We start from the raw sequence: 25,021 nt of genomic DNA on the forward strand, positions 1-25,021 counted from the left end.
GCGCGCCATGGAGCCCGCCGTCGCCTTGCACCAGGTCTGCAAGTCGTTCGGATCCCGCCAGGTTCTGGAATCCCTCAGCCTGTCCGTCAGGCCGGGGGAAATCCTGGGCCTGCTCGGTCCGAATGGCAGCGGCAAGACCACCACGCTGCGCCTGATGGCGGGCTTTTACACGCCCGACAGCGGGCGCATCACGATTCGCGGACGTGAGCCCGCGCCGGGCCGCGGCAACGCCGACATCGGCTATCTGCCTGAACGCGCGCCGCTCTATGACGCGCTGACCGTCACGCAGTATCTGGAGTTTGGCGCGGGCGTCAAAGTGCAGGGCGGCGCCAGCGCGCGCCGCCTGGCCATCGAACGCGCCATCGACGGCTTCGATCTGCAGGGCGTGGCGCGCTCGGTGATCGGACGTCTGTCCAAGGGGCAGCGTCAGCGCGTGGGGCTGGCGCAGGCGGTGCTGAACGACCCGCCCGTCCTGCTGCTGGACGAGGCCACCAACGGCCTGGATCCCGTGCAGATCGTGGAAGCCCGCGCCATGATCCGCCGCTGCGCAGAAGGCCGCGCGGTGGTGTTCAGCAGCCATTTGATGCAGGAGGTCGAGGCGCTTTGCTCGCGCATCGCGATCCTGCGGCAGGGCCGGTTGGTCGAGGACCAGCCGCTGGGCGAATCGCGGTCGGCGCTGCAATTGCTGCTGGCGTTGCCCGCTGCCGGGCATGCCGCTTTGCACGCGGCGTTATCCGCGTGTCCGGGCGTGAAGGCGGTGGACATCACGCTGCTCGATGCCGGCACCAGCAAGTGGCGCGTCACGTGGGACGCGCCGGGTGCAAGCGTGACCGGCCGCCATATCGCCAGTGCAACTTCAAACGCCGCCAACAACGCGACCAACAACGCCGCCAACAACGCGACCAGCGCAGCCGCCTGCGACGCGGTCATGCGCACCGCGCTGGCGCACGCGGAACTGCGCGCCGTGCTGCCCGCGCAGGAAGCGGTCGAAGCCCGCCTGCTGGCGGCGCTGGCGCCTAACGATCCCCCGTTACGGAGACGCGCATGAAGGGTTTCGCGGCGCTATACCGCAAGGAACTGCGCACCGACTTCGGCTCGCCCGTGGCGCTGGCCGTCGTGGCGGTGTTCTGGGCTTTGTCGGGCTATCTGTTCAGCTTCAACCTGTTCTTCGTCAGCACCGGGCAGATGGTGACGGCGTTTCACAACATGACCATCCTGCTGATGCTGGTGATGCCGCTGGTCAGCATGCGCGCCTTTGCCGAAGAGGCGCGGCAGGGCACGCTGGAGCTGCTGCTGACGCTGCCGCTGTCGGACTTCACGCTGGTGGCCGCCAAGTTCGCGGCCGGGCTGACCATGCTGGCGCTGATGCTGGCCGGCACGATGTCGGCGGTGCTGCCGCTGGCCTGGTACGGCCAACCGGACTACGGTCCCATCGTGGGCGGGTACATCGGCGTGTTCCTGTACGGCGCGCTGTTCCTGGCGATCGGCATCGCCGTGTCCAGCGCGTGCTCGAACCAGATCGTCGCCGCCAGCGCCACGTGGGGCATCCTCGTGCTGCTGTGGTTCATCGACTATCCGGCGGCGCTGGATGCGTTTCCGGCCTTGTCGCCGTTCTTCCAGGCCCTGTCGCTGTCGGCGCAGCACGTGGACTTCATCCGGGGCGTGCTGCCCGGACCCGCCACCGTCACGCTCGCCAGCGTGGCCGTGCTGGCGTTGATGGTGGCCGCCGTCAACCTGAAGCGCTGGAGGCTGCGATGAGCCCCGTCGTGCGCCGCGCCGGGCGGCGGCTGTCGCTGTGGTTGCCGGTGCTGGCCGTGGCCGCGCTGCTGCTGGCGCTGAACCTGTGGGCGTCGCGCCATCTGGGCCGTATCGATCTGACCGCGCAGCGCGTATACAGCCTGGCCCCTGAAAGCCTGGAAGTCGCGCGGCAGGTGCGCCAGCCGGTCGAGGTGACGTGGTTCTACGACCTGCGCAACAAGAGCATGGTCGACGCGCTGGAACTGCTGCGCCAGTACGAACGCGAGAACCCGCTGATCCGCGTGCGCGGCGTCGACCCGGCGCTGCGCCCGGCCGAGGCGCGCGCTGCCGGCATCCAGTTCGCGGGCAGCGCGGTGCTGGCCTCGGGCGAGCGTCGCACCACCATCAACGGCGGCACCGAAACCGACTTCACCAACGCGATCATCCGCATCAGCCAGAACGGCGCGCAGACGGTCTGCTTCACGCAGGGCCATCGCGAAGCCCCGCTGGACAGCCTGACGTCGCTGGACGACCTGGAAGACCACGACCACGACGAGAACCTGGTGGCGCGTGTCGAGGTGCATGAGCAGCACGGCATGGCGATGGCGCGCAACGCCTTGCAGACGCTGGGGTTTTCGACGCGCGCGGTGGGCGCGGGCACTCTGGCGCAGGCGTTGCCGCGCTGCGCCGTCGTGGTGGCTGCCGGTCCGCGTACGCCGTTTGGCGAGGACGACGCCCAGGCGCTGCGCCGCTGGACCGGCGCGGGCGGCAAGACGCTGTTGCTGCTGGAACCCGATACCCGGCACGGCCTGGACGGCCTGCTGTCGGACTTCGGCATCGCGCTGGCGCCGGGCGCGCTGGCCGATGCGGGCAGCCACTATCGCAACGATCCCGGCAGTCCGGCCGTCAGCGACTACACGCGCCACAAGATGACGCGCGGCCTGCCGCTCAGCTTCTTTCCGGGTGCAGCCGGCCTGGAACCCGCGGGCGACGCGCTGCCGCCCGGCGTGGTGGTGACGCCGCTGGCGCAGACCTCCGCCGATGCCCAGGTGCCCGGCCAGCCGCCCTCGCGCTACACGCTGATGGCGCTGGCCACGCGCAACGCGCAGGCGGCCAACGCGGACGGGGCCGCGCATCCCACGCTGCTGGTTGCGGGCGACAGCGATTTCGCCATCAACCGGCATTTCGCCACGCTGGGCAATGGCGCGCTGTTCACCAACGCCGTCACGCTGCTGGCGGGCGAGGACGCGCTGTTGACGATCCGGCCCCGGCATTACGAAAACCGCCGCGTGGAACTGACCAACCGTCAGATGCGCGCGGTGTTCTGGACCAGCACGGTGGCCTTGCCGCTGCTTGCGCTGTTGACGGGACTGCTGCTGTGGTGGAGGCGGCGGTGAACGCGCGCGCGGCGCTGTGGCCGGCGCTGTTGGCGGCAGGCATTGTGCTGTCGGCGTGGCAATGGCACGAGGCCGCCGAATCGCCGGCGCATCACGACGGCCACACGCATCTGCACGACGATCGCGGCAAGCCCGCGCGGCTTTACGCCTGGGAACCCGGCATGGCGGCGCAAGTGACGCTGGCGGGTCCCGACGGATCGGTTCGACTGGCGCGCGGCCCGCAGGGCTGGACCGCCACGCCGCCGGGCGCCGCAGCAGGCTTTGACGTGGCCGACTTCATCGCGCTGTTCTCGCAGACCCGCAGCGACCGCACGCTGACCCCGCAGGACGGAGAAACCTATGGCCTTGCGCCGCCCCAACTGCGCATCGACGTGCGCGATGCCGCGGGCGCGACCTTGGCAACGCTGGATGTCGGCGCGCTGGCGCCGGATGGATTAGGCCGTTATGTACGCCTGCCGGATGAGGCGCAGATCCGGATTATCCCGGACTATCAAACCCGGGCGCCACTGGCGGCGCTGGGGACGCCAGCCGCCACTCCATCGCTTGTTAAACCCGCCTTGCACAAAGATAAATAGGTCGCCGATGAACCCCTACCTATACTTCGCAAACATAGGACGGCGGACCGGCCCAAGCCGTTGCGGGACGGGCCTGTAAGCCAGCCATAAAAGTGCCTTCCGGCGTCTTGCGCAGCCTGCGCAGGACAGCACGGAAAGGTTGATAACGAGACAAGGGCGCGCCGGGCGCGCCCGGGGCGCAAGCCCACACGCCGCGCGATCCTGACGGTTCGTCGCGTCCGTGCTCAGCGTATTGGGAGAAGACGCTTGACCTTGGATCTACTGCCTCTCGCCTTGGTGGACGGCGTGGCATACGCCAGTCTGCTATTCCTGGTGTCGATGGGGTTAACCCTGGTGTTCGGCGTGATGGGGATACTGAACGTTGCCCACGGCGCGTTCTACGCCTTTGGCGGCTATGCCGCGGCCAGCCTCGTCATGTTCGTGGCGCCCAAGACCGACTCCCCCATTCTTCTTTTCGCGGCGCTGTTCGTGGCGGCCATCGCCGTTGGGCTGCTGCTGGGCAGCATCATGGAATTCGTCCTGATCCGCCGCGCCCAGAACTACGATCCCATCCTCAAACTGCTGCTCACCTTCGGCGCCTTCCTGATGCTGGAAGACATCCAGCGCATGCTGTGGGGTGCGCAACCCTATAGCGCCAGCGAAGTCGTCAACCGGCTGGGCAACATCGAGATCGGCGACATCACCTACACGACATATCAGCTTGTCGTGGTCCCCGCCACGGCGCTGCTGGCCTACGTGTGCCTGGAGTTCTTCCTGCGCCACACCAAGCTCGGCAAACAAACCGTGGCCACCACGCACCACCGCGAGGTCGCCACGTCGCTCGGCATCAACGCCAAGAAGATCGGCTACGTCACCTTCGTGATCGCGACCATCCTGGGCGCGCTGGGCGGCGCGCTGGCTTCGCCCACGACCTCGCTGGTGCCGGGGGCGGGCACGGACATGACGGTGCTGTCGTTTGCCGTTGTCGCCACCGCGGGCCTTGGCCAGATCACCGGCGCGCTGATCGCCGCGCTGCTCATCGGCATCATCCGCGCCATCGCCGTGTATGCGGCGCCGGAGCTGGAAGTCGCCGTGCCCTACATCATCATGGTGCTGGTGCTGATCATCCGCCCGCACGGCCTGTTCACCGTTGCTCAAGCGAGGACGATCTGATGAAAGTCCCTGTCCTCAGCCTGCTGGCCGCGTTGTTCACGCTGTTCCTTGGCTACACCTATTCCTGGACCATCACGCCCATCGTCATCGGCCTGACCTACGCGATTGCCGCGCTGGGCGTGTCGGTGATGGCGCGCGCCGGCCAGATTTCGTTCGGCCACGCCATGTTTGCCTGCATCTCGGCGTACACCGTGGCGTTCCTGGCCAAAGCGATGCCCGGCCTGGATGCGCTGGTGCTGATCCTGGCCGGCGTCGTCGCCAGCTTCGTCGCAGCCGTGGTCATTGGCCTGTTCGTGGTGCGTTACCGCGGCATCTTCTTTGGCATGTTGAACCTGGCGCTCAGCATGGTGCTGTTCGCGCTGCTGGGCAAGCTCTACACGCTGACCGGCGGCTCCGATGGCATGCGCATCGTGCGCCCGACCATGGCCGGCATCGTGATGGAGCGCGAATCCTTCGAACGCGCGCTGCTGGTGCTGACGCTGGTCCTGTCGCTGGTGTTGGCGTGGTGGGTGCAGCGTTACTTCCGCTCGGGCAGCGGCCAGGCGCTGTCGGCCATCAAGACCAACGAAACGCGCATCGAATACCTGGGCTTTTCCGCGTACTTCATCATGTGGAAGGGCTATCTGCTGTCGGCGGTGGTGGTCGGGTTTTCGGGCGCGATCCTTGCGCTGATGCAGGGGCTGGTCACACCGGAAATCGGCTCGTGGCTGCGCTCGGGCGAATTCGTCTTCATCACCATCCTGGGCGGGGCGGGCCACGCGGCCGGCGCTTTCCTGGGCGCCGTAGGCTTCGAATCCGTGAAGCTCGTGTCCGCCGCCTACTTCCCCGGTCTCTGGCAGTTCCTGTTGGGCCTCACGCTGATCCTGGTCATCTTCATGTTCCCCACGGGCTTCGTGGGCCAGATCACCAAGCGCATCAAATCGCGTGAACGTGCGCAGCGGCGCGCGCAGGCGCCCGTGCAGGTCGCGGCAAGGAACTGACATGAAACCCCTGATTCAAACCACCGACCTGTACCTGGCCTTCGGCGGCGTGGTGGCCGCCGACAACATCAACTTCGAGCTGCACGAAGGCGAACGCCTGGCAGTGATCGGCCAGAACGGCGCCGGCAAGACCACCTTCATCAACATCTGCACGGGGTACCTGACGCCCGCCAAAGGCAAGGTCTATTTCGACGGCAAAGACGTCACTGCCATGGCCCCGCGCAAGATCGTGCGGCTGGGCATGGGGCGCTCGTTCCAGCTGCCGCAGCTGTTCACCGAGCACACCGTGCGCCAGTGCGTGCAGATCGCGGCCGCGCGCCGCAACAAGGAACTGAGCTGGTTCCGGTCGCTGGAAAGCACGATCGACGCGCGCGAGGTGGACGCCACGCTGGAGCTGGTGGGCCTCTTGCCCGACGCCGACGAAGCCTGCATCGAGCTGCCCGAAGGCAAGCGCAAGCTGCTGGACGTGGCGATGGCGCTGGCATTGCAGCCCAAGCTGCTGATCATGGACGAACCCACCAGCGGCGTCGCGTCGGAAGACAAGTTCGCGCTGATGGAGACCGTGATGCACGCGCTGGACGAGCGCCGCGTGACGAGCTGGTTCGTCGAGCACGATGTGGACATCGTGTCGCGCTACGCCACCCGCGTGGCGGCGTGGATCGCCGGCAAGGTGGCCGCCGACGGCTCGCCCGAGGAAGTCTTGAACAATCCGCAGATCAGAAGCGAAGTGCTGGGGGCCTGAACCATGTTGAATCTATCGGCCATCAACGTCGACCTGGCGGGCAATCGCATCCTGCGCGACGTCAGCGCCAACTTCGAAGCGTCCCGCACCATCGGCATCGTCGGGCGCAACGGCGCGGGCAAGACCACGCTCTTGCGCACCATCATGGGCCTGACGCGCATCCGCTCCGGCAAGATCGCGTTCGACGGCACCGACCTCACCGCGCTGCCCGGTCACAAGCGCGCCGCAATGAAAGTGGGCTACGCGCCCGAAGACCGCGTCATCTTCCCGACCATGACCGTCGAGGAAAACCTGCACCTGCCGTGCGAAGTGCAGGGCCAGTCCAAGGCCGAGATCCAGGCCCGCATGGACACCGTGCTGAAGGTGGTGCCGCAGCTGGAGCCCATGCTCAAGCGGTCCGGCTCCGCGCTGTCGGGCGGGCAGGGCAAGATGGTGGCGCTGGCCCGCGCCGTCATGGTCGGCACGCGGCTTTTGATGCTGGATGAACCTTTCCAGGGCCTCGCGCCCAAGCTGGCGCGCGACTACACCGAGGCGCTGGGCCGGCTCAAGGAAATGCAGCCCGACCTGTGCGTGGTCATCACCGAATCCAACGTGAAGCTGCTGGGCGACATTCCCGACCAGATATGGACGATCGAGCGCGGCTCGATCACGCTGAACTGATACCCCACGGAGACATTCCCATGACGCAGATGATTATCGGCGGCCGCCAGGTCGACGCCCAGGACGGGCGCACGATCGAGGTCGTTTCCCCCGTAGACGGCCAGGTGTTCACCACCATCCCGCGCGGCCAGCAAGCCGACGTGAACGCGGCGGTGCAGGCCGCGCGCGACGCGCTGGAAGGCGAATGGGGCGACATGACGGCGCTGGAACGCGGCCGGCTGCTGATGCGCCTGGGCGAAAGCGTGCTGGCGCACCACGAGGAACTGGCGCAACTGGAATCGCGCGATACCGGTAAGCCCATGTCCACCGCGCGCGGCGACATCACCGTGCTGGCCCGGTACTTCGAGTTCTACGGCGGCGCGGCCGACAAGGTGCACGGCCAGACCATCCCGTTCCAGAAAGACTATTCGGTGCAGCTCATCCGCGAACCGCTGGGCGTCACCGCGCACATCATTCCGTGGAACTACCCCGCGCAGATGTTCGGCCGCAGCGTGGCGCCGGCGCTGGCCATGGGCAACGCCGCGGTCGTCAAACCCGCCGAAGACGCCTGCCTGTCGATCATCCGCGTGGCCGAACTGGCGCTGGAAGTGGGCTTTCCGCCGGGCGCGCTGAACATTGTCTCGGGCCTGGGCGAAGAGGCCGGCGCCGCGCTGTCGCGCCATCCCGGCATCAACTTCATCACCTTCACCGGCTCCAACGAAGTCGGCGTGCTGGTTCAGCAGGCCGCTGCACTGAACGCGGTCAAGTGCGTGCTGGAGCTGGGCGGCAAGTCGGCGCACATCGTTTTTGACGACGCCAACTACAAGCTCGCCATTCCGGCCATCGTCAAGGGCATCGTCCACAACACCGGCCAGACCTGCACCGCGGGCAGCCGGCTGTTGGTGCAAAAGGGCATCTACGACGACTTCATGAAGGCGCTGGGCGAGGAATTTTCCAAGGTGCGCGCGGGCACGCCGGACATGGACCTGACCTGCGGCCCCGTCGTCAACAAGGCGCAGTACGACCGCGTCAACCGCTACATCGCCAAGGGTCTCTCTGAAGGCCTGCAGGTCGCGGCCGAAGGCGGCATCGCCGACGGCGTTCCGCAGGGCGGCTTCTTCGTCAAACCCACGCTCTTTGCCGCCACCAGCCACGACAGCGACCTGCTGACGCAAGAGATTTTCGGCCCCGTACTGGTCGCGCTGCCCTTCGCCGACGAGGCCGAGGCCATTCGTCTTGCCAACGCCACCGACTACGGCCTGCTGGGCGCGGTGTGGACCGAGAACGGCGGACGTCAGCAGCGCGTGGCGCGCGGCATCAAGTGCGGCCAGGTCTACATCAACGGCTTCGGCGCGGGCGGCGGCGTCGAGCTGCCCTTCGGCGGTGTCAAGAAAAGCGGCCACGGCCGGGAGAAAGGCTTCATCGCGCTGGAAGAGATGAGCACGACCAAGACCCTGATTCAGTTCTATGGCGAGTGATCGCCGCGCATCATACGGAGACAGAAAATGAGCCAGTTGCAAGGCAAGGTTGCGATCGTCACGGGCGGGGGCCACGGTTTTGGCGAGGGCATCGTGAAGCTGTACGCCAAGGAGGGCGCCAAGGTCGTGATCGCGGACATCAATAAAGAGGCCGCCGACCGCGTGGCTGCTGAAGTCGGCGACGCCGCGCTGGCGGTGAAGGCCGACGTGTCCAGCCGCGCCGACATCGACAACGTGGTGCGCGCCGCGCTCGACAAGTTCGGCGCCGTGGACATCGTGGTCAACAACGCCGCCATCACCCACAAGAACCAGCCGATGCTGGACGTGGACGAGGCCACGTTCGATCGCATGTTCGACATCAACGTGAAGTCGATCTATCACATGGCCCAGGCCGTCGTGCCCGTCATGCGCAAGCAAAAGCGCGGAGTGATCCTGAACATCGGGTCGACGGCCGGCATCCGTCCGCGTCCCGGCCTCAGTTGGTACAACGCGTCCAAGGGCGCGGTCAACGTGCTGTCCAAGTCGATGGCCGTGGAGCTGGGCGGAGAGGGCATTCGCGTCAACGCCATTTGCCCGGTCATGGGCGTGACCGGCATGTTCGAACTCTTCATGGGCCTGCCCGACACGCCGGAGAACCGCGCGAAGTTCGTGTCCACCATTCCGCTGGGCCGCTTCTGCCAGCCTTCCGACGTGGCCGCGGCCGCGCTGTTCCTGGCCAGCGATGCGGCCGAGTTCATCACCGGCGTGGAGTTCCCCGTCGACGGCGGACGCACGGTGTAGGTTTGGATGCCGGCTTGCCGCGGGATCGCGGCATGCCGGATGCCGCGACCGCCCGCGGTCCGGATCACTTCTGTGGATGAAGACGCATGAAAATCAAAGCGGCGTTATTGCGGCAAGTGGGGGTCGAGGGACCGTACGCCCAGACCCGGCCCCTGACCATCGCGGATATCGAGCTGGACCCGCCCGGGTTCGGCGAGGTGCTGGTCAGAATCCGTGCGGCCGGGCTGTGCCATTCGGACCTGTCCGTCATCAACGGCGACCGGCCGCGCGGCGTGCCGATCGTGCTGGGCCATGAGTCATCCGGCGAAGTCGTGGAAACCGGACCGGGCGTCTCGGACCTGAAGGCCGGCGATCACGTTGCCATGGTGTTCGTGCCAAGTTGCGGCTGCTGCAACCCCTGCATGGAAGGCCGGCCCGCCTTGTGCGAGCCCGGCGCCGTCGCCAACACGAAGGGCACGCTGCTGGGCGGCGAGCGCCGCCTGCATATCGGCGACGAATACATCAACCATCACACGGGCGTGTCCTGCTTCGCGGAGTACGCTGTGGTGTCGCGGCGCTCGTGCGTCAAGGTGAATGTCGAACTGTCCCACCGCGAGGCCGCGCTGTTCGGCTGCGCCGTGCTGACCGGCGCCGGCGCCGTCATCAACCGTGCGCGCATCAAGATGGGCGACACGGCCGCGATCGTGGGGCTGGGCGGCGTGGGCCTGAGCGCGCTGCTGGCCGCCGTTGCCGCGGGCGCGCGCCGTGTGGTCGCCATCGACCTCAGCGACGAGAAGCTGGCGCTGGCCAAGGATCTGGGCGCCACGCACCTCGTCAACCCGAAGCAGGTCAAGACCGACGACGACCTCATGGATCTGGCGGGCGGCCGCGTGGACTTCGGCTTCGACATGGCGGGCGCGGTGCCGGCCTTCGAGACCGCCTACAAGCTCACGCGCCGCGGCGGCGCCACGGTGACGTCCGGCCTGCCCAACCCCAAGTTCAGCTTCCCGCTGTCGCTGTCGCAGATGGTGGGTGAAGAGCGCGAGATCCGGGGCAGCTACCTGGGCTCGGGCGTGCCCGCCATCGACATCAGCCGCTACATCGACCTGTACAAGGCCGGCCGCCTGCCGGTGGACCGGATGATGGGCCAATCGTTTTCGCTGGACCAGATCAACGAGGGGTTCGATCACCTCGCCACCGGCGGCAGCCTGCGCGACGCCATCGTTTTCTAAGGGCACAGACCCGATCAACAACACTGGAGACAACACCATGAAGACCTCAAGACTGGCGGCCCTCTTGGGCGCTACCCTGCTGTCGGGCCTGGCCACGCTGGCCATCGCCGCCGACAAGCCCAAGGAATTGAACGTCGGCATCTCGACCTTCCTGTCGGGCTCGGCGTCCGTGTTCGGTGTGCCGGCCCGCGACGCGGCCGACATCCTGATCGAAGAGATCAACGCCAACGGCGGCATCGACGGCGTGAAGATCGTGCCTAGCTACATCGACGAAGGCGGTGGCGGCGAAAAGCTGCTGTCCGAATACCGGCGCCTGGCCGAAGGCGGCACGCGCGTGATGCTGTCGGCCATTTCCAGCGGCCACTGCAACATCGTCGCGCCCGTGGCCGAGGACCTGAAAGTGCTGAACGTGCTGTGGGACTGCGGCACGGAAAAGGCGCTGGAAGGCAAGAAATACAAGTACGTCGTGCGCACGCAGGCCAACGCCACCACCGAGATGGTCGCGCAGGTGCTCTACCTGATGAAGGTGAAGCCCGACTTCAAGACCATCGCCATCGTCAACCAGGACTACGCCTGGGGCCGCGATTCGCGTGACATCTTCCTGGCCGCGCTCAAGAAGTTCAAGCCCGACGTCAAGGTCGTCGCCGAGATGTTCCCCAAATTCGGCGCTGCCGACTTCTCCACCGAAATCAGCCGCCTGCAGGCGCTGCGCCCGGATGTGATCGTCTCGACGTCGTGGGGCGGCGACCTGGACAACTTCGTGCGCCAGGCCTCGCAGCGCAACCTGTTCAAGAACTCCACCTTCGTGCTGTCGCTGGCCGAAAGCTCGCTGGAACGCCTGGGCAACGCCCTGCCGGAAGGCGTCCTGGTCGGCGCGCGTGGCGACCATTACTTCCTGCATCCGGAAACCAAGGACGATCCCAAGCACCAGGCCTTCGTGAAGAAATTCCACGACAAGACCGGCGCCTATCCGATCTACTCGGTCTATCACATGGTGCAAGGCATCAACGGCCTGAAGGCCGGCTACGAAAAGGCCATCAAGGACAACGGCGGCAACTGGCCCACGCCTGAACAGGTGGCGGCGGCGATGCACGACGTCAGCTTCAAGGGCTATGGCCGCGAGATCCAGATGCACCGCGCTGATGGCCAAGCGTTGGAAGCGCAGCTGTTCGGCGTGACCAAGAAGAGCGACAAGTACCCGTTCAAGGTCCTGGCCGACATCACCATCGTGCCGGCTGAACTGGTCACGCCCGGGGTGACGGATACGTCGATGGCGTGGATCGAAAAGAGCCTGACGCCTGATGTATTGAAGAGCGACCAGATCAAGGTGTTCCCGAACTGATCGGGACGGACAGCGCAAGCAGCAGTGTGTGGTGCAGGGATAGCCCCGGCGTGCGCGCCGGGGCGTTTTTTTGCTACAGCTCCAGCACCACCTTCTTGCCCCCGCACGATCGCGAGCAGCAGGCCATCATCTTGTTGTTCGCCTCGCGTTCCGCGCGCGTCAGCACCACGTCGCGATGGTCGATGTCGCCTTCCAGCACGCGCACCTCGCACGATCCGCACAACCCTTCCTCGCAATCGCTCTGCACATCGATGTTGGCCCCGCGCAATGCGGTCAGCAGCGTCTGGTCGGCGGGCACGTTGAGGACAATCCCCGAATCCTTCAGCACCACCTCAAAGGCCTGTTCCTTCGACGGGTCCAGCGTGCCCAGCGTGGAATGGAAGTGCTCCACCCGCAGCGTATCTTCCGGCCACGCCGCGCAGCAGCCGGCCAGGGCATCCAGCAGACCCTGTGGACCGCATGCATAGACCTGCGTGCCGGCGCGCGGCTCGGCGAGCAGGGCGGCATAGTCCGCGCGAGTGCCCTCGTCTTTGACGTGCAGATGCAGGCGATCTCCGTGCAGCGACGCCAGTTCGTCCGCCAGCGCCATGCAAGCGCGCGAGCGACCGCTGTAATGCAGTTCGTAGTCCAGCCCCAGCTCCCGCGCACGCCGCGCCATGGCGCTGATGGGCGTGATGCCGATGCCGCCCGCGATCAAGATGAGTTTTGCAGCCGATTCGTCCAGACGGAAGTGATTGCGTGGTCCACGAATGCGCAGGCGCGCGCCGGGCGTGGCGTTCGCGTGCATCCAGGCGGAACCGCCGCGGCCATTTTCTTCGCACAGCACGGCAATTTCAAAGACGCCGGTCTCGGCCGGATCGCCGCACAGCGAATACTGACGTGACAGGCCGGTATCGCCGCATTCGACGTCGATGTGCGATCCGGGCGACCAGCGGGGCAGGGGCTTGCCGTCCGGCGACACGAGGCGCAGCCGCACGATGCCGTCGGCCGCCGTGTCTGCGCTGTGCACCACGACCGGCCGGGTGATGGCGTGTGAGGACGGCTCGCCAATGCGCACGGGGTGCCTGTTCTCCAGCAACGAAGGATTCGCACGTTCCGGATTCTGCGCCGGATCCCATTCAACCCAGAGATGTTCCGGGCCGCGGAACGAAGTGTTCGGCACATACGTAAACGCCTGTTCCGCCAGCTTCAGGTGGGGCAAGCGGCGCGTCAGTTCTTCCAGGAAGATCTGCATCTCCATGCGCGCCAGATTCTTGCCCATGCACTGGTGCGAGCCATACCCGAAGGTGAGCTGGTCGCTGGCGTTTTCGCGGCGGATGTCGAAGAGGTCGGCGTCTTCAAACTGGCCCTCGTCATGGTTCGCCGACGAGGTCACGATCAGCAGCTTGGAGCCGGCCGGAATCGCCACGCCCGCGATCTCCACGTCGCGCGTCGCCAGCCGCCGCCAGGCAGCCACCGAGCCGTTGTGCCGCAGGCATTCCTCGACCGCGTTCGGGATCAGGTTCGGATCCTCGCAGATCTCGCGCCAGGCCTGTGGGTGCTGCAGCAGCAGCTTGATCGCGTTGGCCGACGCGTTGGCGGTGGTCTCGTGCGCCGCCACGATGCCGGCCATCATCATCGAATGCAGGTACGAGTCGGTGACCACCTCCGGATGGGTCTGCTGCTTGCGCAGGCCGTATTGCATCCAGCCGGGGCCGGACGGGTCCTGCCGCATTTTGTCCAGGATCTTGCCGGCCAACTGCCAGAAATTGCCGACCGCGTGGGCGACGGCAACCTGTTCTTCCGGCTTGGGCCGGCCCCAGGTGTTCACCGTGTGCGCGATGGAATACTGGCGCAGCAGGTCCATGTCTTCTTCGGGCACGCCCAGGAAGTGCAGCGCCACCGTCAGCGGCACTTCCCACAGCATCTGGTCCACGAGATCGGCGCGGCCGTCGTCGATGAAGCGGTCCACGTATTCGCGCGTCAGGCGTCGCACCATCGGTTCGTGGTGCTTCAATTCTTCAGGCGTGAACGGGTCCATCAACACGCGGCGGCGCGGCATGTGCGCGGGCTCGTCCTCGTTCACCAGCGTGCGATTCATGGCATAGCCGTACGACGCCAGCACCGCGTTGGCCTCCGGCCCCGTCGGCGTGATCTTCTCCAGCGCGATGGACGGGCTGAAGGTGATGTTGTCGCGGAAGATCGCCTTGATGTCGTCGTAGCGCGTCACGACCCAGTAACCCAGTTGCGGGCTGTAGAACACCGGCTCTTGCTCGCGCGCCCAACGCACGTACTCCGGCGGGTCTTGCTGATAGCCGTCGCCAAAGGGATCGAACGCGGCGGCGCGCGCGCTGACCGGACAGCCCGTCGGGCTCTGCGCCGCAGCCAACGCGGCGTGATCGATGGGACAGCCCGAGGGGCGCGGGGTGGCGGATGCTTGGTTCATGAGGTCGTTCCGTGTGTTTGTCTTGCGGGCCCGCCGCGGGTTCGGCGTTTGGTGCGCGGCATACGATGTGCGGCGGGCCGGTGATGCGGGTTCAGCGTAATGCCGTGAGCGTGATCCTCAGTCCAGCGTGATGCCCAGATCCTTGATCAGCTTCTGCCAGCGGGCGCGCTCGGCGGTCAGCATCTCGGCGTACTGCGCAGGCGTGTTGCCGATCGGCTCGATGCCGAACTCCACCAGACGCTGGCGCGTGGCCGGGTCATTGATGGTCGCGACCATTTGCTTGTTCAGCGCATCGATCACGGGCTTGGGCGTCGCGGCCGGCACCACCACGCCAACCTGCGCCGCGGCTTCCACGTTCTTCAGGCCGATTTCGGCAAAGGTCGGCACGTCGGGCAGTTGCGGCAGGCGGGTCGGATTGGCGACCGCCAGCGCCTTCACCTTGCCGCCGTTGATGAAGCCGGCGCCAGCGGCCAGATCCACCATCATCGCGGGCACCTGCCCGCCGGCCACGTCCGCCAGCGCGGGCGACGCGCCGCGGTAGGGCACGTGCGTCAGGGTCAGACCCGCTTCAACCTTCAGCAATTCCATCGCCAGGTGGTGCGGACTGCCCGCGCCGGCCGACGCGTAATCCAGGCCTTCCTTGCGCGCCTTGGCTTCCGCCAGGAATTCCTTGGCCGAGTTGACCTTCATGGCCGGACCCACTACCAGGATCATCGGAAACCGTCCCATCAGCGTGACGGGCGCCAGTTCCTTCGCCGGGTCGTACGACAGCTTCTTGTAGAGGGCCGGGTTGAACACCAGCGTGCCGTTGTCGGCGGACAGCATCGTGTAGCCGTCGGCCGGGGCGCGCGCCGTTTCCGACGCCGCAATCGCCGTGTTGCCGCCCGGCTTGTTCTCGATCACCACCGGCTGGTGCAGGCGCCCCGTCAATCCCTGCCCGATGCTGCGCGCCAGGAAATCCGACCCGCCGCCCGCGGCGTACGGCACGATCCAGCGCACGGGCTTGGACGGGTAATCAGCCGCCGCCTCCTGCGCGGACGCGCTGGCACAAGCCAGCAGGGGCAGGGCCATCAGGCCAGCCAGGATGTGGTGTTTAACACTGCGCATGGACAAGTCTCCTCGTTGTGGAATGTCAAAAGTGCATTCCTTATTTGCGTAAAGCATATACGCAATGCGTAATTTTTGAAGAAGGGTTAACCTTAGTGCCGCTCCAGGCTTTCGGTCCCTCGTTTGCCGGCGAGCGTCTGCCCCGGAGCTGTATTTCCCTATGAGCAAAGCCGCCTTGCCGCCTGAATCCGACCTCGAATCCGACCAGGATCCGGCCGCCCGGCCGCGCGAGCGACGGCAGCGGGTTCAGGCGGCGGAAACCGGCATGTCGGTGCTGAAAGGGCTTGCTCGACTAGGCGGCCGCGCCAGTCTCACCGCGCTGGCGGCCCACGTCGGCGAAAGCCCCGCCAAGGTCCACCGCTACCTGATGAGCCTCATCGCCGAAGGCCTGGTCGACCAGGAAGTGGCGACGCAGCAATATCACCTGGGCCTGGAAGCGCTTTATGTCGGGGTAGCCGCCATGCGCCAGGCCGACCCCCTACGCATCGGCGAACCCGCGCTCGTGCGCCTGCGCGAAAGCCTGGCCGTCACGTGCTTTATCGCCGTCATGGGCAACAAGGGTCCGACCATCGTGCGATTCGAGGAGCCCGGCCTGCCGGTCACCGTGAACGTGCGAGTGGGGTCGGTGCTGTCGATGCTGTGGTCGGCGACGGGGCGGGCTTTTCTGGGATTGCTGGACGAGGCGCCGGTGCGGGCGCTGGCGGAAGCCGAACTGGCCGGCGCACCGACCGAGCAGCGCGCGCTGCTGGATCGGGATGACCCCATCGGCGTCTTGCGCCGCGATGTTCGGGCGGCGGGGTGCGCCACCGTGAAAGACACCAATCTGCGCGGCATCAGCGCCGTGTCGGCGCCCCTTTATGACCATACCGGCCGGGTCTGCGCGGTATTGACCGCGCTGGGCGCGACGGGCGGGTTTGATGTGTCCGAGGGCGGGGCAGTGGTGGCTGCGGTGAAGCGGGAGGCGCTGGCGGCCAGCGTGGCGTTGGGGTATGTGGCGGGGTGATCCTGCGCAGAAGCCCTGCAGATTCAGACCAATCCTCATCGACACCCAAGTCGCTCCTTGCGACATTGTTCGCTGGTTAGCGGATGGGTGAACACATGTTCGACGAATCAAGTGTTGTCGGTGCGAGGCGCCAGTTGGATGGGCAGGGCGAACCATTCGCTAGGGTCGCGCCCCATACAAAAATTTGTATAATTGCGCTTTGAACGCGCCGCGTGAGGTTGAATTCGTTGGCGGCGCGCTGGACGATCTACGCGCGTTGCCGCTTGCGGTCAGGCGTGAGGCCGGTTACCAAATAGATCGCGTGCAGCGCGGGTTGGAGCCTGACGATTGGAAGCCGATGAGTACAGTCGGATCCGGAGTCAGGGAGATACGGATTCGTGACGTGACGGGCGCATTTCGCGTTCTCTACATCGCGAAATTCGCCAAGGTGGTCTATGTGCTCCATTGCTTCCAAAAGAAATCGGAAAAAACCAGCAAGGTTGACCTGGATCTGGCCGAAAAGCGTTACCGGCACTTGTTGAAGGAGCTGAAACCGTGAGCAAGCAACGATACGAAAGCGTGTGGGACGCCATCGAGAGCACGCCGTCGGAAGCGGAAAACATGAAGTTGCGTTCCGTCCTCATGATGGCTTTGAATATTCACCTTGCGCAGTCGGGGATGAGCCAGGCCCAGGCTGCCCGCCTATTTGGGGTAACGCAGCCCCGCGTGTCGGACCTGATGCGCGGCAAGATCAATCTGTTCGGGCTGGATGCTTTGGTCAACATGGCGGCGGCCGCCGGGCTGCGTGTGGAAATGCGCCTGCACGAGGCAGCCTAATCACCCCTCGGATGTCGCGGCGGAAGCGTTACCGCCCCACCTCCAGCTTCCCCAACGCATCCCTGAAATCCGGATACTCCTTCAGAAACGCCTGATTCCGCTCGAACCTCCCGAGCAGCCGATCATCGATCGTCAAATTCAGCACCGTCTCCTGATCCCACACCCTGGGCCGCCGCTTCACCGGAATCGGCACCTTCTCCGTGAACTCCTTGTACGAATCATGCGGTTCGCACTGTTCATAATCGGTCGAGATCCGCTGCACCGTCCCTGTCTCCAGGCCCGCCTGCCGGGCCTTCTCCTGCAGCCAAGCCGCCGGCAGCGTCTGCAAGCTCCCATCCTGATACCCGCCGCCCACATCCGAATGCGCGCCGATGAACCAGCGCTGTTCGACGGGCAGGTGCGCCGGCCGTGGCGGTGAACCCGCGCGACGAGTCCATAGCGTGGGAAAGTACGGCTCGCGGTATTCGTTGGTGGCGATGGCGTGGTAGGCGTTCAGGACGTGGTTGCTCAGTTCCGTGTCGTGAAAGTTGTAGAAGCTGGAGAAGCCGGGAAATGACACGCCGCCGACGGGGATGCCGAGGCTGCCGACGGTGTCCCAGACGCCGACAAAGTGCAGGTCGGTATCGCGCGAAAAGCGGTCGCGGAAGGCGGCGGCTTCCAGGGACGATGGGGTGCAGTCGTCGCGGTACAGCGCGTAAGCTTCCGAGACATTGTTTTCGGTGGGTTCGTTGAGCAAGCCGCACTTACGCACCATGCCCGCCAGGCTGCGGGCGGTGTAGGCGCCGCGGCTGAAGCCGAAGAGAAAGATGCGATCGCCGGGCTCGTGGCGCTGGCAGAGCCAGCGGTAGCCTTCGCGGATGTTGGCCGACAGGCCTGCGCCGAACGCGCCGCCCATGAATTTGTCGATGGCGGACCACAGGCCCTGGCCTTGTGTCCCCACGCCCTCGATGTAGAGCGTTTCCTGCGTGCTGGTCTCGGGCGCGGCTTTGTAGAGCTCGTAGACGTTGGTGCGGTCGTTGGGTTCGTTCCACGTACCGTCGAAGAATACGGCGAGGTTCTTCACCATGATCGTCTCCCCACACACAGATAAAGGCTTGCGATACCTATACTGCCGGCTGGGACAACGCCTGCGTGAGGCAAGCTAGCACGCGGCGTGTCGAAGGCAGGGCGCGGGGTTTCCCTGCTGCATGTTCGTACACCACCTTTCTGCCTAGCCCCGCGTGCGCGACATGGCGTGTTGGCGGCATTCTGCGCGGCGTACCGTTTTCAAGAGTACGCCTTTACTACCGCATCAGGAGCCATCCGAAGCGTGTTTGGATGGTATCCGCGACGCGAAAAAAGCGGCCCGAAGGCCGCCGTAGCAAACAGGGACAATCCCCGCTTCAGACGATCTGGAATTGCACATCGATGTTGTCGCGAATCGCGCGCGAATAAGGGCACAACTGGTGCGCCGATTCAACCAACAACTGCTTCTGCTCGCCGGTCAATCCCGGCAGCGAAACGGCCAGCGTGACGCCGAGCGCGAAGTTGGCGCCGTTATCGACCTTGCCCAGCGACACGCTGGCGTCGATGGCGATCTCGCGCGGCACGGTGATGTTGTGAGTGGCGCCGGCGCGCTTGATCGCGCCCATGAAGCAGGCCGAGTAGCCCACGCCAAAAAGCTGTTCGGGATTGGTGCCGGGCTTGCCGGATCCGGGCGTGCTCAGCGTGACGTCCAGCGCGCCGTCGCTGCTGCGTCCCGCGCCTTCGCGGCCGGCGGTGGTGTGGGTGTGGGCGGTGTAGAGAACCTGCTCGAGTTGCTTGGCCATGATGACTCCAGGATGATCGGCGCGGCGGGGCCGTGCCGGTGGTTGAGAGCCTGCATTGCATCAGGCGGCTGTATCGGTCATGTGTCGGCGCCGGGGCGGGATGGCATCACCGCGTATCCAGGACCGGTCCGGATACGCTGCGATACAAACCGCCGTCATTGGCGGACGCGGCGGCATTGGAGTATGTTGCGCGCTGGCGGCACGGGCCGCATTACGCAACGATCAAGCATCGATCACGGAAAAAGCACACATCATGGGACGTCTCGCCATCCTGGGCGCGCTGCACGAAGAAATCGCCGACCTGCTGGCGGCCATGGATCCCGGCGCCGAAACGCGCCGCATCGCCATGCGCGATTTTCAGGTGGGCACGCTGTGGGGCACACCTTGCGTGATCGCGCTCAGCCGTATCGGCAAGGTGGCCGCGGCGGCGACGGCGTCCATCGTCATCCAGGAGTTCGGCGTGTCGCGCGTGCTGTTCACGGGCCTGGCGGGCGGACTGCATCCGCAGGTGCGCGTCGGCGACATCGTCGTGGCGGATGCCTTGATGCAGCACGACATGGACGCGCGGCCCTTGTTCGGCCGCCACGAAATCCCGCTGCTGGGGCGCGAGCGCTTCGATGCCGATGCCGCGCTGAGTGCATTGCTGCTGGATAGCGCACGCGACTTCGCGGCCAAGGGCGGTTTACCGGGCGCGGCCGCCCAGCCGCGCGTTCACCACGGCCTGATCGCGACCGGCGACATTTTCGTCAACGACAACGATCTGGCGCACGAGCTGCGCCAACGCCTGCCCGACGCGCTTTGCCTGGAAATGGAAGGCGCGGCGATGGCGCAGGTGTGTCACGAGTTCGGCGTGCCGTTTGCCGTGATGCGCGTGATCTCCGACAGCGCCGATCACGCGGCCAAGACGGACTTCACGGACTTCCTGGTGAACCTGGCACGGCTGTACACCGCCGGCATCCTGGAGCCGCTGCTGCAGTCGGGCGCGCTGCGCGACGCCTGACGATCAACACTACGCAGCGAGCGGCGCGATCCTGACTTCCGCCGACAGGCCGCCGCCTTCGCGGTTGGAAAGGATCAGCCTGCCGCCCAGCGCCTGTGCAAGCTGATGCGCGATCGCCAGGCCCAGGCCCGTCCCGCCCGTATCCCGATTACGGGAGCTTTCCAGCCGGTAAAACGGTTGCAGCACCGCGTCCAGTTCGTCTGCCGGGATGCCCGGGCCGCGATCCAGCACCTGGATGGATAGCGTCGCGTCGTCCCGCGCCGCCACACGCACTTCGGCGGCGCCCGCGAACTTCAGCGCGTTGTCGATGAGATTGCCCAGGATGCGCCGCAAGGCATGGGGACGCGTCAACAGTGGGGGCACGGTATCGCCCGACAGGGACACGTCCTTGCCCGTGTCCTGGTAGTCGCAAACCAGACTGTCCAGAAAGGCATTCAGGTCGATCCGCGCTGGCTGCTCGGTTTTGCCGTGCGCGCTGCGCGCGTAGTCGATGCCTTCGCGCACCAGCCGCTCGACTTCGTTCAGATCCTGCGCCAGCTTGTCCCGGTCAGCGGACGCATCCATGAACTCCGTGCGCAGTTTCATGCGGGTGATGGGCGTCTGCAGGTCGTGCGAGATGGCGCCCAGCATCTGCATGCGCTCGGCCAGATGCGCGGCGATGCGGTCCTGCATGGCATTGAAGGCGACGGCGGCGTGCGCGACTTCGGCCGGGCCCGCCTCGTCGAGCAGCGGGCTTTTGTGGTCGGGATCCAGTTGCTCGGCGGCGCGGGCCAGGCGGGTCAGCGGACGCACGGCCAGTCGCACGGCCAGCCAGGCACAGCCGGCCAGCAGCAGCAACTGCACGCCCAGCACGCCAAACAGCCACGGCGCCGGCCGCATCCGCAGCAGTTCGATGTCCAGAATCGCGGGCTGGCCATCGGACAGCACGACACGCGCCTGGATGTGGCGCGGATCGTCGGCCATGGCTCGGACCGTGACGGGACGCTCCGGCCCCAGCGCGGCTTCGATCGACTGCGCGGCGGTGCGCGCGGCGTCCAGGGAAAGCGGCTGGTCGGCCTTGCCGTCGCCCAGCAGATACTGGCGGTTGTTGCTGGACAGGCGCGGCAGCCAGGCGGCGCGCTCGGCGGCGGGCAGGCGGTCCAGAATGTCCATGGCGATGGCGACGTCGCGTTCCAGGTCGCCCAGCATCATGTTGCGCGTGGCGCTGTAGCGTTCGTAGAACAGCGAGGCGAACGACAGGCCGTACGCCAGGATCAGCCCCGCCACGAAGATCAGGAACAGCCGCGCGACCAGCGTGCGGGGCCAGGCGTGGCGGCGCGGCGCGGCGGCACTCACGGTTCGCCTTCCGAGACTTCCACCGCCGCGGAAAACACATAGCCTTCGCTGCGCACGGTCTTGATGTAGAGGGGTTCGCGCGCATCTTCGCGCAGGCGCTGGCGCAGGCGGCTGACCAGGAGGTCGATCGAACGACCGAAAAAGTCGGCGTCGCGGCCCTGCGTCAGGTTCAGCAGCTGGTCGCGGTTCAGCACGCGCTGCGGGTGGTCCAGAAAGACGCGCAACAGCCGGTACTCCGCGCCGCTGAGCGCCACGATGGTGCCTTCGGCGTCCAGCAGGTGCCGCGCCGTGGTGTCCAGCCGCCAGTTTCCAAAGCTGATCTCGCGGCCCGGCTCGGTCACCTGAAAGTTGGGCGGCAGCATGCGCGTGCGGCGCAGGATGGCCTTGATGCGCGCCAGCAGCTCGCGCGCCACGAACGGCTTGACCAGGTAATCGTCCGCGCCCATCTCCAGGCCCAGTACGCGGTCCATGTCGTCGCTGCGCGCCGTCAGCATCAGGATCGGGATGCGGCGGTGCTTGCCGCTGCGCAGTTCGCGGCACAGCACCAGGCCATCGTCGCCGGGCATCATGATGTCCAGCACGATCAGATCGACCGTCAGGTTCTCAAGCAGTTGCCGCATCTGCCGTCCGTCGGCGGCCAGCGTGACGGTCAGGCCGTTCTTGCGCAGAAAGCCGCCGGCCAGTTCGCGGATCTCGCGATCGTCGTCCACGATCATGACGTGGTCTATGTGGTCCATCTGCGGGTGCCTTCCTGGTGGGTGATGGCGCGCCCGGCGCGCCGGCGGGGTTCCGGAATTCTATAGGCCTAGCGCTCGCCCGGGGGCAGGGGATCGCGGCGCGGGCGGGTGTTGGAGATGAGCTGGCATTGGAAGGGCTTGGCGGCCTCGGCGGTGAAGCCGCCAAAGAGCAGCAGCAGGACGGCAAGAAAGCGTTTCATGAGGGACTCCGTTGCGGGGTGTGATCGGTTTATAGCGCCGGGGCGCCCGCGGAGTGTGTCGTACTGTATACGCCCTGGCGGCGGATACACGCGCTTGAAAAAATCCGCCGATCCGGCACATGCCGGATACGTGCCACGGGTGCAATGGGGTCACTTTCCAAAGGACGACCCCCATGGACCTCATCAACACCCCCATCGCGTTGCTTGCCGGCACGCTGACCATTGCGTCTCCCTGCGTGCTGCCCCTGTTGCCCGTGCTGCTGGGCACCTCGCTGGAACGGTCCGGCCGCCTGCGCCCCTTGTTTGTCGTGTCCGGCTTCGTGCTGGCGTTCGCCGGCCTGGGCATTGCCCTCAGTCTCATTTCCAATCTGAATGAACACGTGCATGAAGCCGTGCGCTCGACCTCGATCGTTCTGCTGGCGCTGTTTGGCCTGGTGCGGATCTGGCCCGACCCTTACGACCGGCTGATCGCCCGCGTCGGCGGCCCGTTGCAGCGCCTGGCGTCGGCGGGCGGCACGGGCAGCGGCAATGCGGGCGGCTTTGTGCTGGGTCTGTCGCTGGGCGCCGTGTGGACGCCGTGCGCGGGGCCGGTGCTGGCCTCGATCCTGGTGCTGGCGGCCAAGGCGCAGGACCTCGTGCAGTCCAGCACGCTGCTGCTGGTGTTCGCCATCGGCGCCGGCGTCCCGATGCTGGTGATCGCCTACGGCGGGCAGGCCATCGCCACCCGGGTGCGCGGCCTGTCGCGCTACACGCAGCGCTTGCAGCAGGGCTTCGGCGTGCTGCTCGTCCTGACCGCCATCGCCATTTACTTCCAGTACGACGTCCTGGCCTATGCCTGGATCACCAACCTCTTCGCCTGACCCTCAAGGAGATAACCATGTTTGCCACGTTCAAGAAGATTGCCCTGGGCGCGCTGATCGGCGCCTGCCTGATGCAGGGCGCCGCGCAGGCCGCCCCGGCCGCCGCGCCCCCGGCCCCGGAATTCACCGGCATCGAAAAATGGCTCAATAGCGAGCCGCTGACGATGGAATCGCTGCGCGGCAAGGTCGTGCTGGTGGATTTCTGGACCTACACCTGCATCAACTGCATCCGCACGCTGCCCTACGTCACGAGCTGGTATCAGAAGTACAAGGATCAGGGCCTGGTCGTCGTGGGTGTGCACACGCCGGAGTTTCCGTTTGAACGGTCGACCCCGAATGTGGAAAAGGCGCTGCAACGCTTCGGCATCACGTATCCGGTCGCGCAGGACAACCGCTACGCCACCTGGACGGCCTACCGCAACCAGTATTGGCCCGCGGCGTACCTGATCGACAAGCAGGGCAAGGTGGTCTACAGCCACTTCGGCGAAGGCCGGTACAAGGAGACCGAGGCGGAAATCCAGCGGCTGCTGGCCCAACCCGGCTGAGCCCGGACCAAGGCCCGGAGGAAACCCGGGCCAGTCCCCCCCCTCCAAACCCCGCGCAAACCAGATATGCGATCCCGCGCATAGCCCCGGCCCCGCCCCGCGCCTACCATGCTGCAAACACAAGAACGAAGTTTGGAGACAGCATGAAGATCGTTAGCGCGCTGACCGCGGCCGGGCTTTTGCTCGGCGCGGGTCTGTTTTCCGCGGCTGGGGCCGCGGGTTCCTATCCCGACCGGCCCCTGCGGCTGGTCGTTCCCTTTCCGGCCGGCGGGGCCACCGACCTGATGGCTCGGGCGCTGGCGCAAGGGCTGGGCGAGAAGCTGGGCCAGTCCGTGGTGGTGGAAAACCGGGGCGGGGCGGGGGGCTCGATCGGGGCCGAGGCGGTGGCGACCGCCGCGCCGGACGGCTACACCCTGCTGTATTCGACGATGGGCGTGCTGACGATCAATCCGTCGCTGTACGCCAAGCTGCGCTATGACCCGCAAAAGAGCTTTGCGCCGGTCTCGCTGACCAACCTGACCGCCAACCTGCTGGTGGTGAACCCGGCGCTGAAGGTGAACTCCGTGACGGAGCTTGCCGAACTTGCCCGGCGCCAGCCCGGCGAGTTGACCTTCAGTTCTTCGGGCAACGGCACGACCAGCCATCTGGCCGGCGAGATGTTCAAGTCCACGGCAGGCGTGGATATCCGCCACATTCCGTACAAGGGCACGTCCGGCGCGATCAACGATTTCATGGCGGGCCGCATCTCGATGATGATCGACACCTCGTCCAATTTCGTGGAGCAGGTCAAGGACGGCAAGGTCAAGGCCTTGGGCGTGACGAGCCGCAAGCGCCTGGCGGCGTTGCCCGACGTGCCGTCGATCTCGGAGACGCCGGGTTTCGAGGACTACGAAGTCAGCCTGTGGTCAGGCGTGCTGGCGCCCGCGGGCACGCCGCGCGCCATCATCGATCGGCTCAACACGGACATCAAAACCGTGATGACGGCGCCGCAGATGGTCGAGCGCATGGCGGGCTACGGCATTCAGACCACGTACAGCACCCCCGAGGAATTCTCCGAACGCATCCGCGCCGACACGCAGAAGTGGGCGCGCATCATCGACGCGTCCGGCGCGCGCGCGGACTGAGCGCCGGCCCGCCTGGCCATCGCATCTC

General features: G+C 66.3%; 26 protein-coding genes. 19 read left to right on the forward strand and 7 right to left on the reverse strand.

The features are described from left to right. Positions 1–7 precede the first annotated feature (7 nt). From B3098_RS14590 to B3098_RS14645, 12 genes are all read left to right on the forward strand, one after another. Positions 8–1,048, forward strand: a complete 1,041-nt coding sequence (locus B3098_RS14590; protein ID WP_286897297.1) for an ABC transporter ATP-binding protein — start codon at positions 8–10, stop codon at positions 1,046–1,048. Continuing rightward, positions 1,045–1,758 (forward strand): ABC transporter permease, encoded by a 714-nt coding sequence (locus B3098_RS14595; protein WP_175122433.1) that lies wholly within the window; start codon positions 1,045–1,047, stop codon positions 1,756–1,758. The genes B3098_RS14590 and B3098_RS14595 overlap by 4 nt, the downstream gene beginning before the upstream one ends. Next, positions 1,755–3,134, forward strand: a complete 1,380-nt coding sequence (locus tag B3098_RS14600) for a GldG family protein (RefSeq protein WP_286897299.1) — start codon at positions 1,755–1,757, stop codon at positions 3,132–3,134. The genes B3098_RS14595 and B3098_RS14600 overlap by 4 nt, the downstream gene beginning before the upstream one ends. Next, positions 3,131–3,709: a DUF4340 domain-containing protein gene (locus B3098_RS14605; RefSeq protein WP_286897301.1), complete on the forward strand. Its 579-nt coding sequence runs from the start codon at positions 3,131–3,133 to the stop codon at positions 3,707–3,709. Before B3098_RS14600 ends, B3098_RS14605 begins: the two co-directional genes overlap by 4 nt. A gap of 246 nt (positions 3,710–3,955) precedes the next feature. Next, the gene (locus B3098_RS14610; protein ID WP_175122436.1) at positions 3,956–4,861 is read left to right on the forward strand and encodes a branched-chain amino acid ABC transporter permease; all 906 of its coding nucleotides are present in this window, start codon (positions 3,956–3,958) and stop codon (positions 4,859–4,861) included. Next, positions 4,861–5,841: a branched-chain amino acid ABC transporter permease gene (locus B3098_RS14615; protein WP_175137852.1), complete on the forward strand. Its 981-nt coding sequence runs from the start codon at positions 4,861–4,863 to the stop codon at positions 5,839–5,841. The genes B3098_RS14610 and B3098_RS14615 overlap by 1 nt, the downstream gene beginning before the upstream one ends. Position 5,842: 1 nt before the next feature. Continuing rightward, a complete protein-coding gene (locus B3098_RS14620) occupies positions 5,843–6,583 on the forward strand; it encodes an ABC transporter ATP-binding protein (RefSeq protein ID WP_056559219.1) in 741 nt (246 codons plus the stop codon). A 3-nt stretch (positions 6,584–6,586) separates the two neighbouring features. Then, entirely contained in the window at positions 6,587–7,243 is a 657-nt protein-coding gene (locus B3098_RS14625) for an ABC transporter ATP-binding protein (RefSeq protein WP_279974492.1), read from the forward strand. A 20-nt stretch (positions 7,244–7,263) separates the two neighbouring features. Then, complete coding sequence (locus tag B3098_RS14630) at positions 7,264–8,700, forward strand: aldehyde dehydrogenase family protein (RefSeq protein WP_175184707.1); 1,437 nt, start codon at positions 7,264–7,266, stop codon at positions 8,698–8,700. A gap of 27 nt (positions 8,701–8,727) precedes the next feature. Beyond that, positions 8,728–9,480, forward strand: coding sequence for a glucose 1-dehydrogenase (locus B3098_RS14635; RefSeq protein WP_286897307.1), 753 nt, complete (start codon positions 8,728–8,730; stop codon positions 9,478–9,480). 86 nt (positions 9,481–9,566) lie between these two features. Beyond that, a complete protein-coding gene (locus tag B3098_RS14640; protein WP_279974489.1) occupies positions 9,567–10,691 on the forward strand; it encodes a zinc-dependent alcohol dehydrogenase family protein in 1,125 nt (374 codons plus the stop codon). Between the two features lie 37 nt (positions 10,692–10,728). Beyond that, on the forward strand, positions 10,729–12,033 hold the full coding sequence (locus B3098_RS14645; RefSeq protein ID WP_239211339.1) for an ABC transporter substrate-binding protein: 1,305 nt from the start codon (positions 10,729–10,731) through the stop codon (positions 12,031–12,033). 73 nt (positions 12,034–12,106) lie between these two features. Here B3098_RS14645 and B3098_RS14650 read toward each other — a convergent pair whose 3' ends face one another. Then, positions 12,107–14,458, reverse strand: coding sequence for a cytochrome P450/oxidoreductase (locus B3098_RS14650; protein WP_286897311.1), 2,352 nt, complete (start codon positions 14,456–14,458; stop codon positions 12,107–12,109). 117 nt (positions 14,459–14,575) lie between these two features. Next, positions 14,576–15,565, reverse strand: a complete 990-nt coding sequence (locus B3098_RS14655) for a Bug family tripartite tricarboxylate transporter substrate binding protein (protein WP_414631281.1) — start codon at positions 15,563–15,565, stop codon at positions 14,576–14,578. Between the two features lie 160 nt (positions 15,566–15,725). Between B3098_RS14655 and B3098_RS14660 the strand changes: the two genes are divergently transcribed. From B3098_RS14660 to B3098_RS14670, 3 genes are all read left to right on the forward strand, one after another. Beyond that, positions 15,726–16,568 carry an IclR family transcriptional regulator gene (locus tag B3098_RS14660; protein WP_286897313.1) on the forward strand — a complete coding sequence of 281 codons (843 nt, stop codon included), beginning with the start codon at positions 15,726–15,728 and terminating at the stop codon, positions 16,566–16,568. Positions 16,569–16,767: 199 nt separating this feature from the next. Further along, the gene (locus B3098_RS14665) at positions 16,768–17,106 is read left to right on the forward strand and encodes a type II toxin-antitoxin system RelE/ParE family toxin (protein ID WP_286897315.1); all 339 of its coding nucleotides are present in this window, start codon (positions 16,768–16,770) and stop codon (positions 17,104–17,106) included. Continuing rightward, on the forward strand, positions 17,103–17,384 hold the full coding sequence (locus B3098_RS14670; protein WP_286897317.1) for a helix-turn-helix domain-containing protein: 282 nt from the start codon (positions 17,103–17,105) through the stop codon (positions 17,382–17,384). The genes B3098_RS14665 and B3098_RS14670 overlap by 4 nt, the downstream gene beginning before the upstream one ends. Positions 17,385–17,412: 28 nt before the next feature. Here B3098_RS14670 and B3098_RS14675 read toward each other — a convergent pair whose 3' ends face one another. Both B3098_RS14675 and B3098_RS14680 read right to left on the reverse strand, forming a co-directional pair. Further along, complete coding sequence (locus B3098_RS14675) at positions 17,413–18,450, reverse strand: DUF2235 domain-containing protein (RefSeq protein WP_286897319.1); 1,038 nt, start codon at positions 18,448–18,450, stop codon at positions 17,413–17,415. Positions 18,451–18,766: 316 nt separating this feature from the next. Further along, a complete protein-coding gene (locus B3098_RS14680) occupies positions 18,767–19,192 on the reverse strand; it encodes an organic hydroperoxide resistance protein (protein WP_191579115.1) in 426 nt (141 codons plus the stop codon). 253 nt (positions 19,193–19,445) lie between these two features. Here B3098_RS14680 and B3098_RS14685 point away from each other — a divergent pair, with 253 nt between their 5' ends. Continuing rightward, positions 19,446–20,192, forward strand: coding sequence for a 5'-methylthioadenosine/adenosylhomocysteine nucleosidase (locus B3098_RS14685; RefSeq protein WP_286897321.1), 747 nt, complete (start codon positions 19,446–19,448; stop codon positions 20,190–20,192). Positions 20,193–20,201: 9 nt separating this feature from the next. Here the strand turns inward: B3098_RS14685 and B3098_RS14690 are convergent, their stop codons facing one another. The 3 genes from B3098_RS14690 to B3098_RS14700 form a co-directional block, all read right to left on the reverse strand. Beyond that, positions 20,202–21,527 (reverse strand): sensor histidine kinase, encoded by a 1,326-nt coding sequence (locus B3098_RS14690; RefSeq protein WP_286897323.1) that lies wholly within the window; start codon positions 21,525–21,527, stop codon positions 20,202–20,204. Then, a complete protein-coding gene (locus B3098_RS14695) occupies positions 21,524–22,264 on the reverse strand; it encodes a response regulator (RefSeq protein WP_175122450.1) in 741 nt (246 codons plus the stop codon). The genes B3098_RS14690 and B3098_RS14695 overlap by 4 nt, the downstream gene beginning before the upstream one ends. Positions 22,265–22,332: 68 nt before the next feature. Then, entirely contained in the window at positions 22,333–22,464 is a 132-nt protein-coding gene (locus tag B3098_RS14700; RefSeq protein WP_255595163.1) for a hypothetical protein, read from the reverse strand. A 173-nt stretch (positions 22,465–22,637) separates the two neighbouring features. Between B3098_RS14700 and B3098_RS14705 the strand changes: the two genes are divergently transcribed. The 3 genes from B3098_RS14705 (at position 22,638) to B3098_RS14715 (ending at position 24,993) form a co-directional block, all read left to right on the forward strand. After that, on the forward strand, positions 22,638–23,324 hold the full coding sequence (locus tag B3098_RS14705; protein ID WP_286897326.1) for a cytochrome c biogenesis CcdA family protein: 687 nt from the start codon (positions 22,638–22,640) through the stop codon (positions 23,322–23,324). A 71-nt stretch (positions 23,325–23,395) separates the two neighbouring features. Next, positions 23,396–23,869, forward strand: a complete 474-nt coding sequence (locus B3098_RS14710; RefSeq protein ID WP_370633009.1) for a thioredoxin family protein — start codon at positions 23,396–23,398, stop codon at positions 23,867–23,869. Between the two features lie 143 nt (positions 23,870–24,012). Further along, positions 24,013–24,993: a Bug family tripartite tricarboxylate transporter substrate binding protein gene (locus tag B3098_RS14715; RefSeq protein ID WP_279974478.1), complete on the forward strand. Its 981-nt coding sequence runs from the start codon at positions 24,013–24,015 to the stop codon at positions 24,991–24,993. Positions 24,994–25,021 lie beyond the last annotated feature (28 nt).

The sequence above is a fragment of the Achromobacter sp. UBA2119 genome (assembly GCF_002331005.1).
Taxonomy (GTDB): domain Bacteria; phylum Pseudomonadota; class Gammaproteobacteria; order Burkholderiales; family Burkholderiaceae_B; genus Achromobacter; species Achromobacter animicus.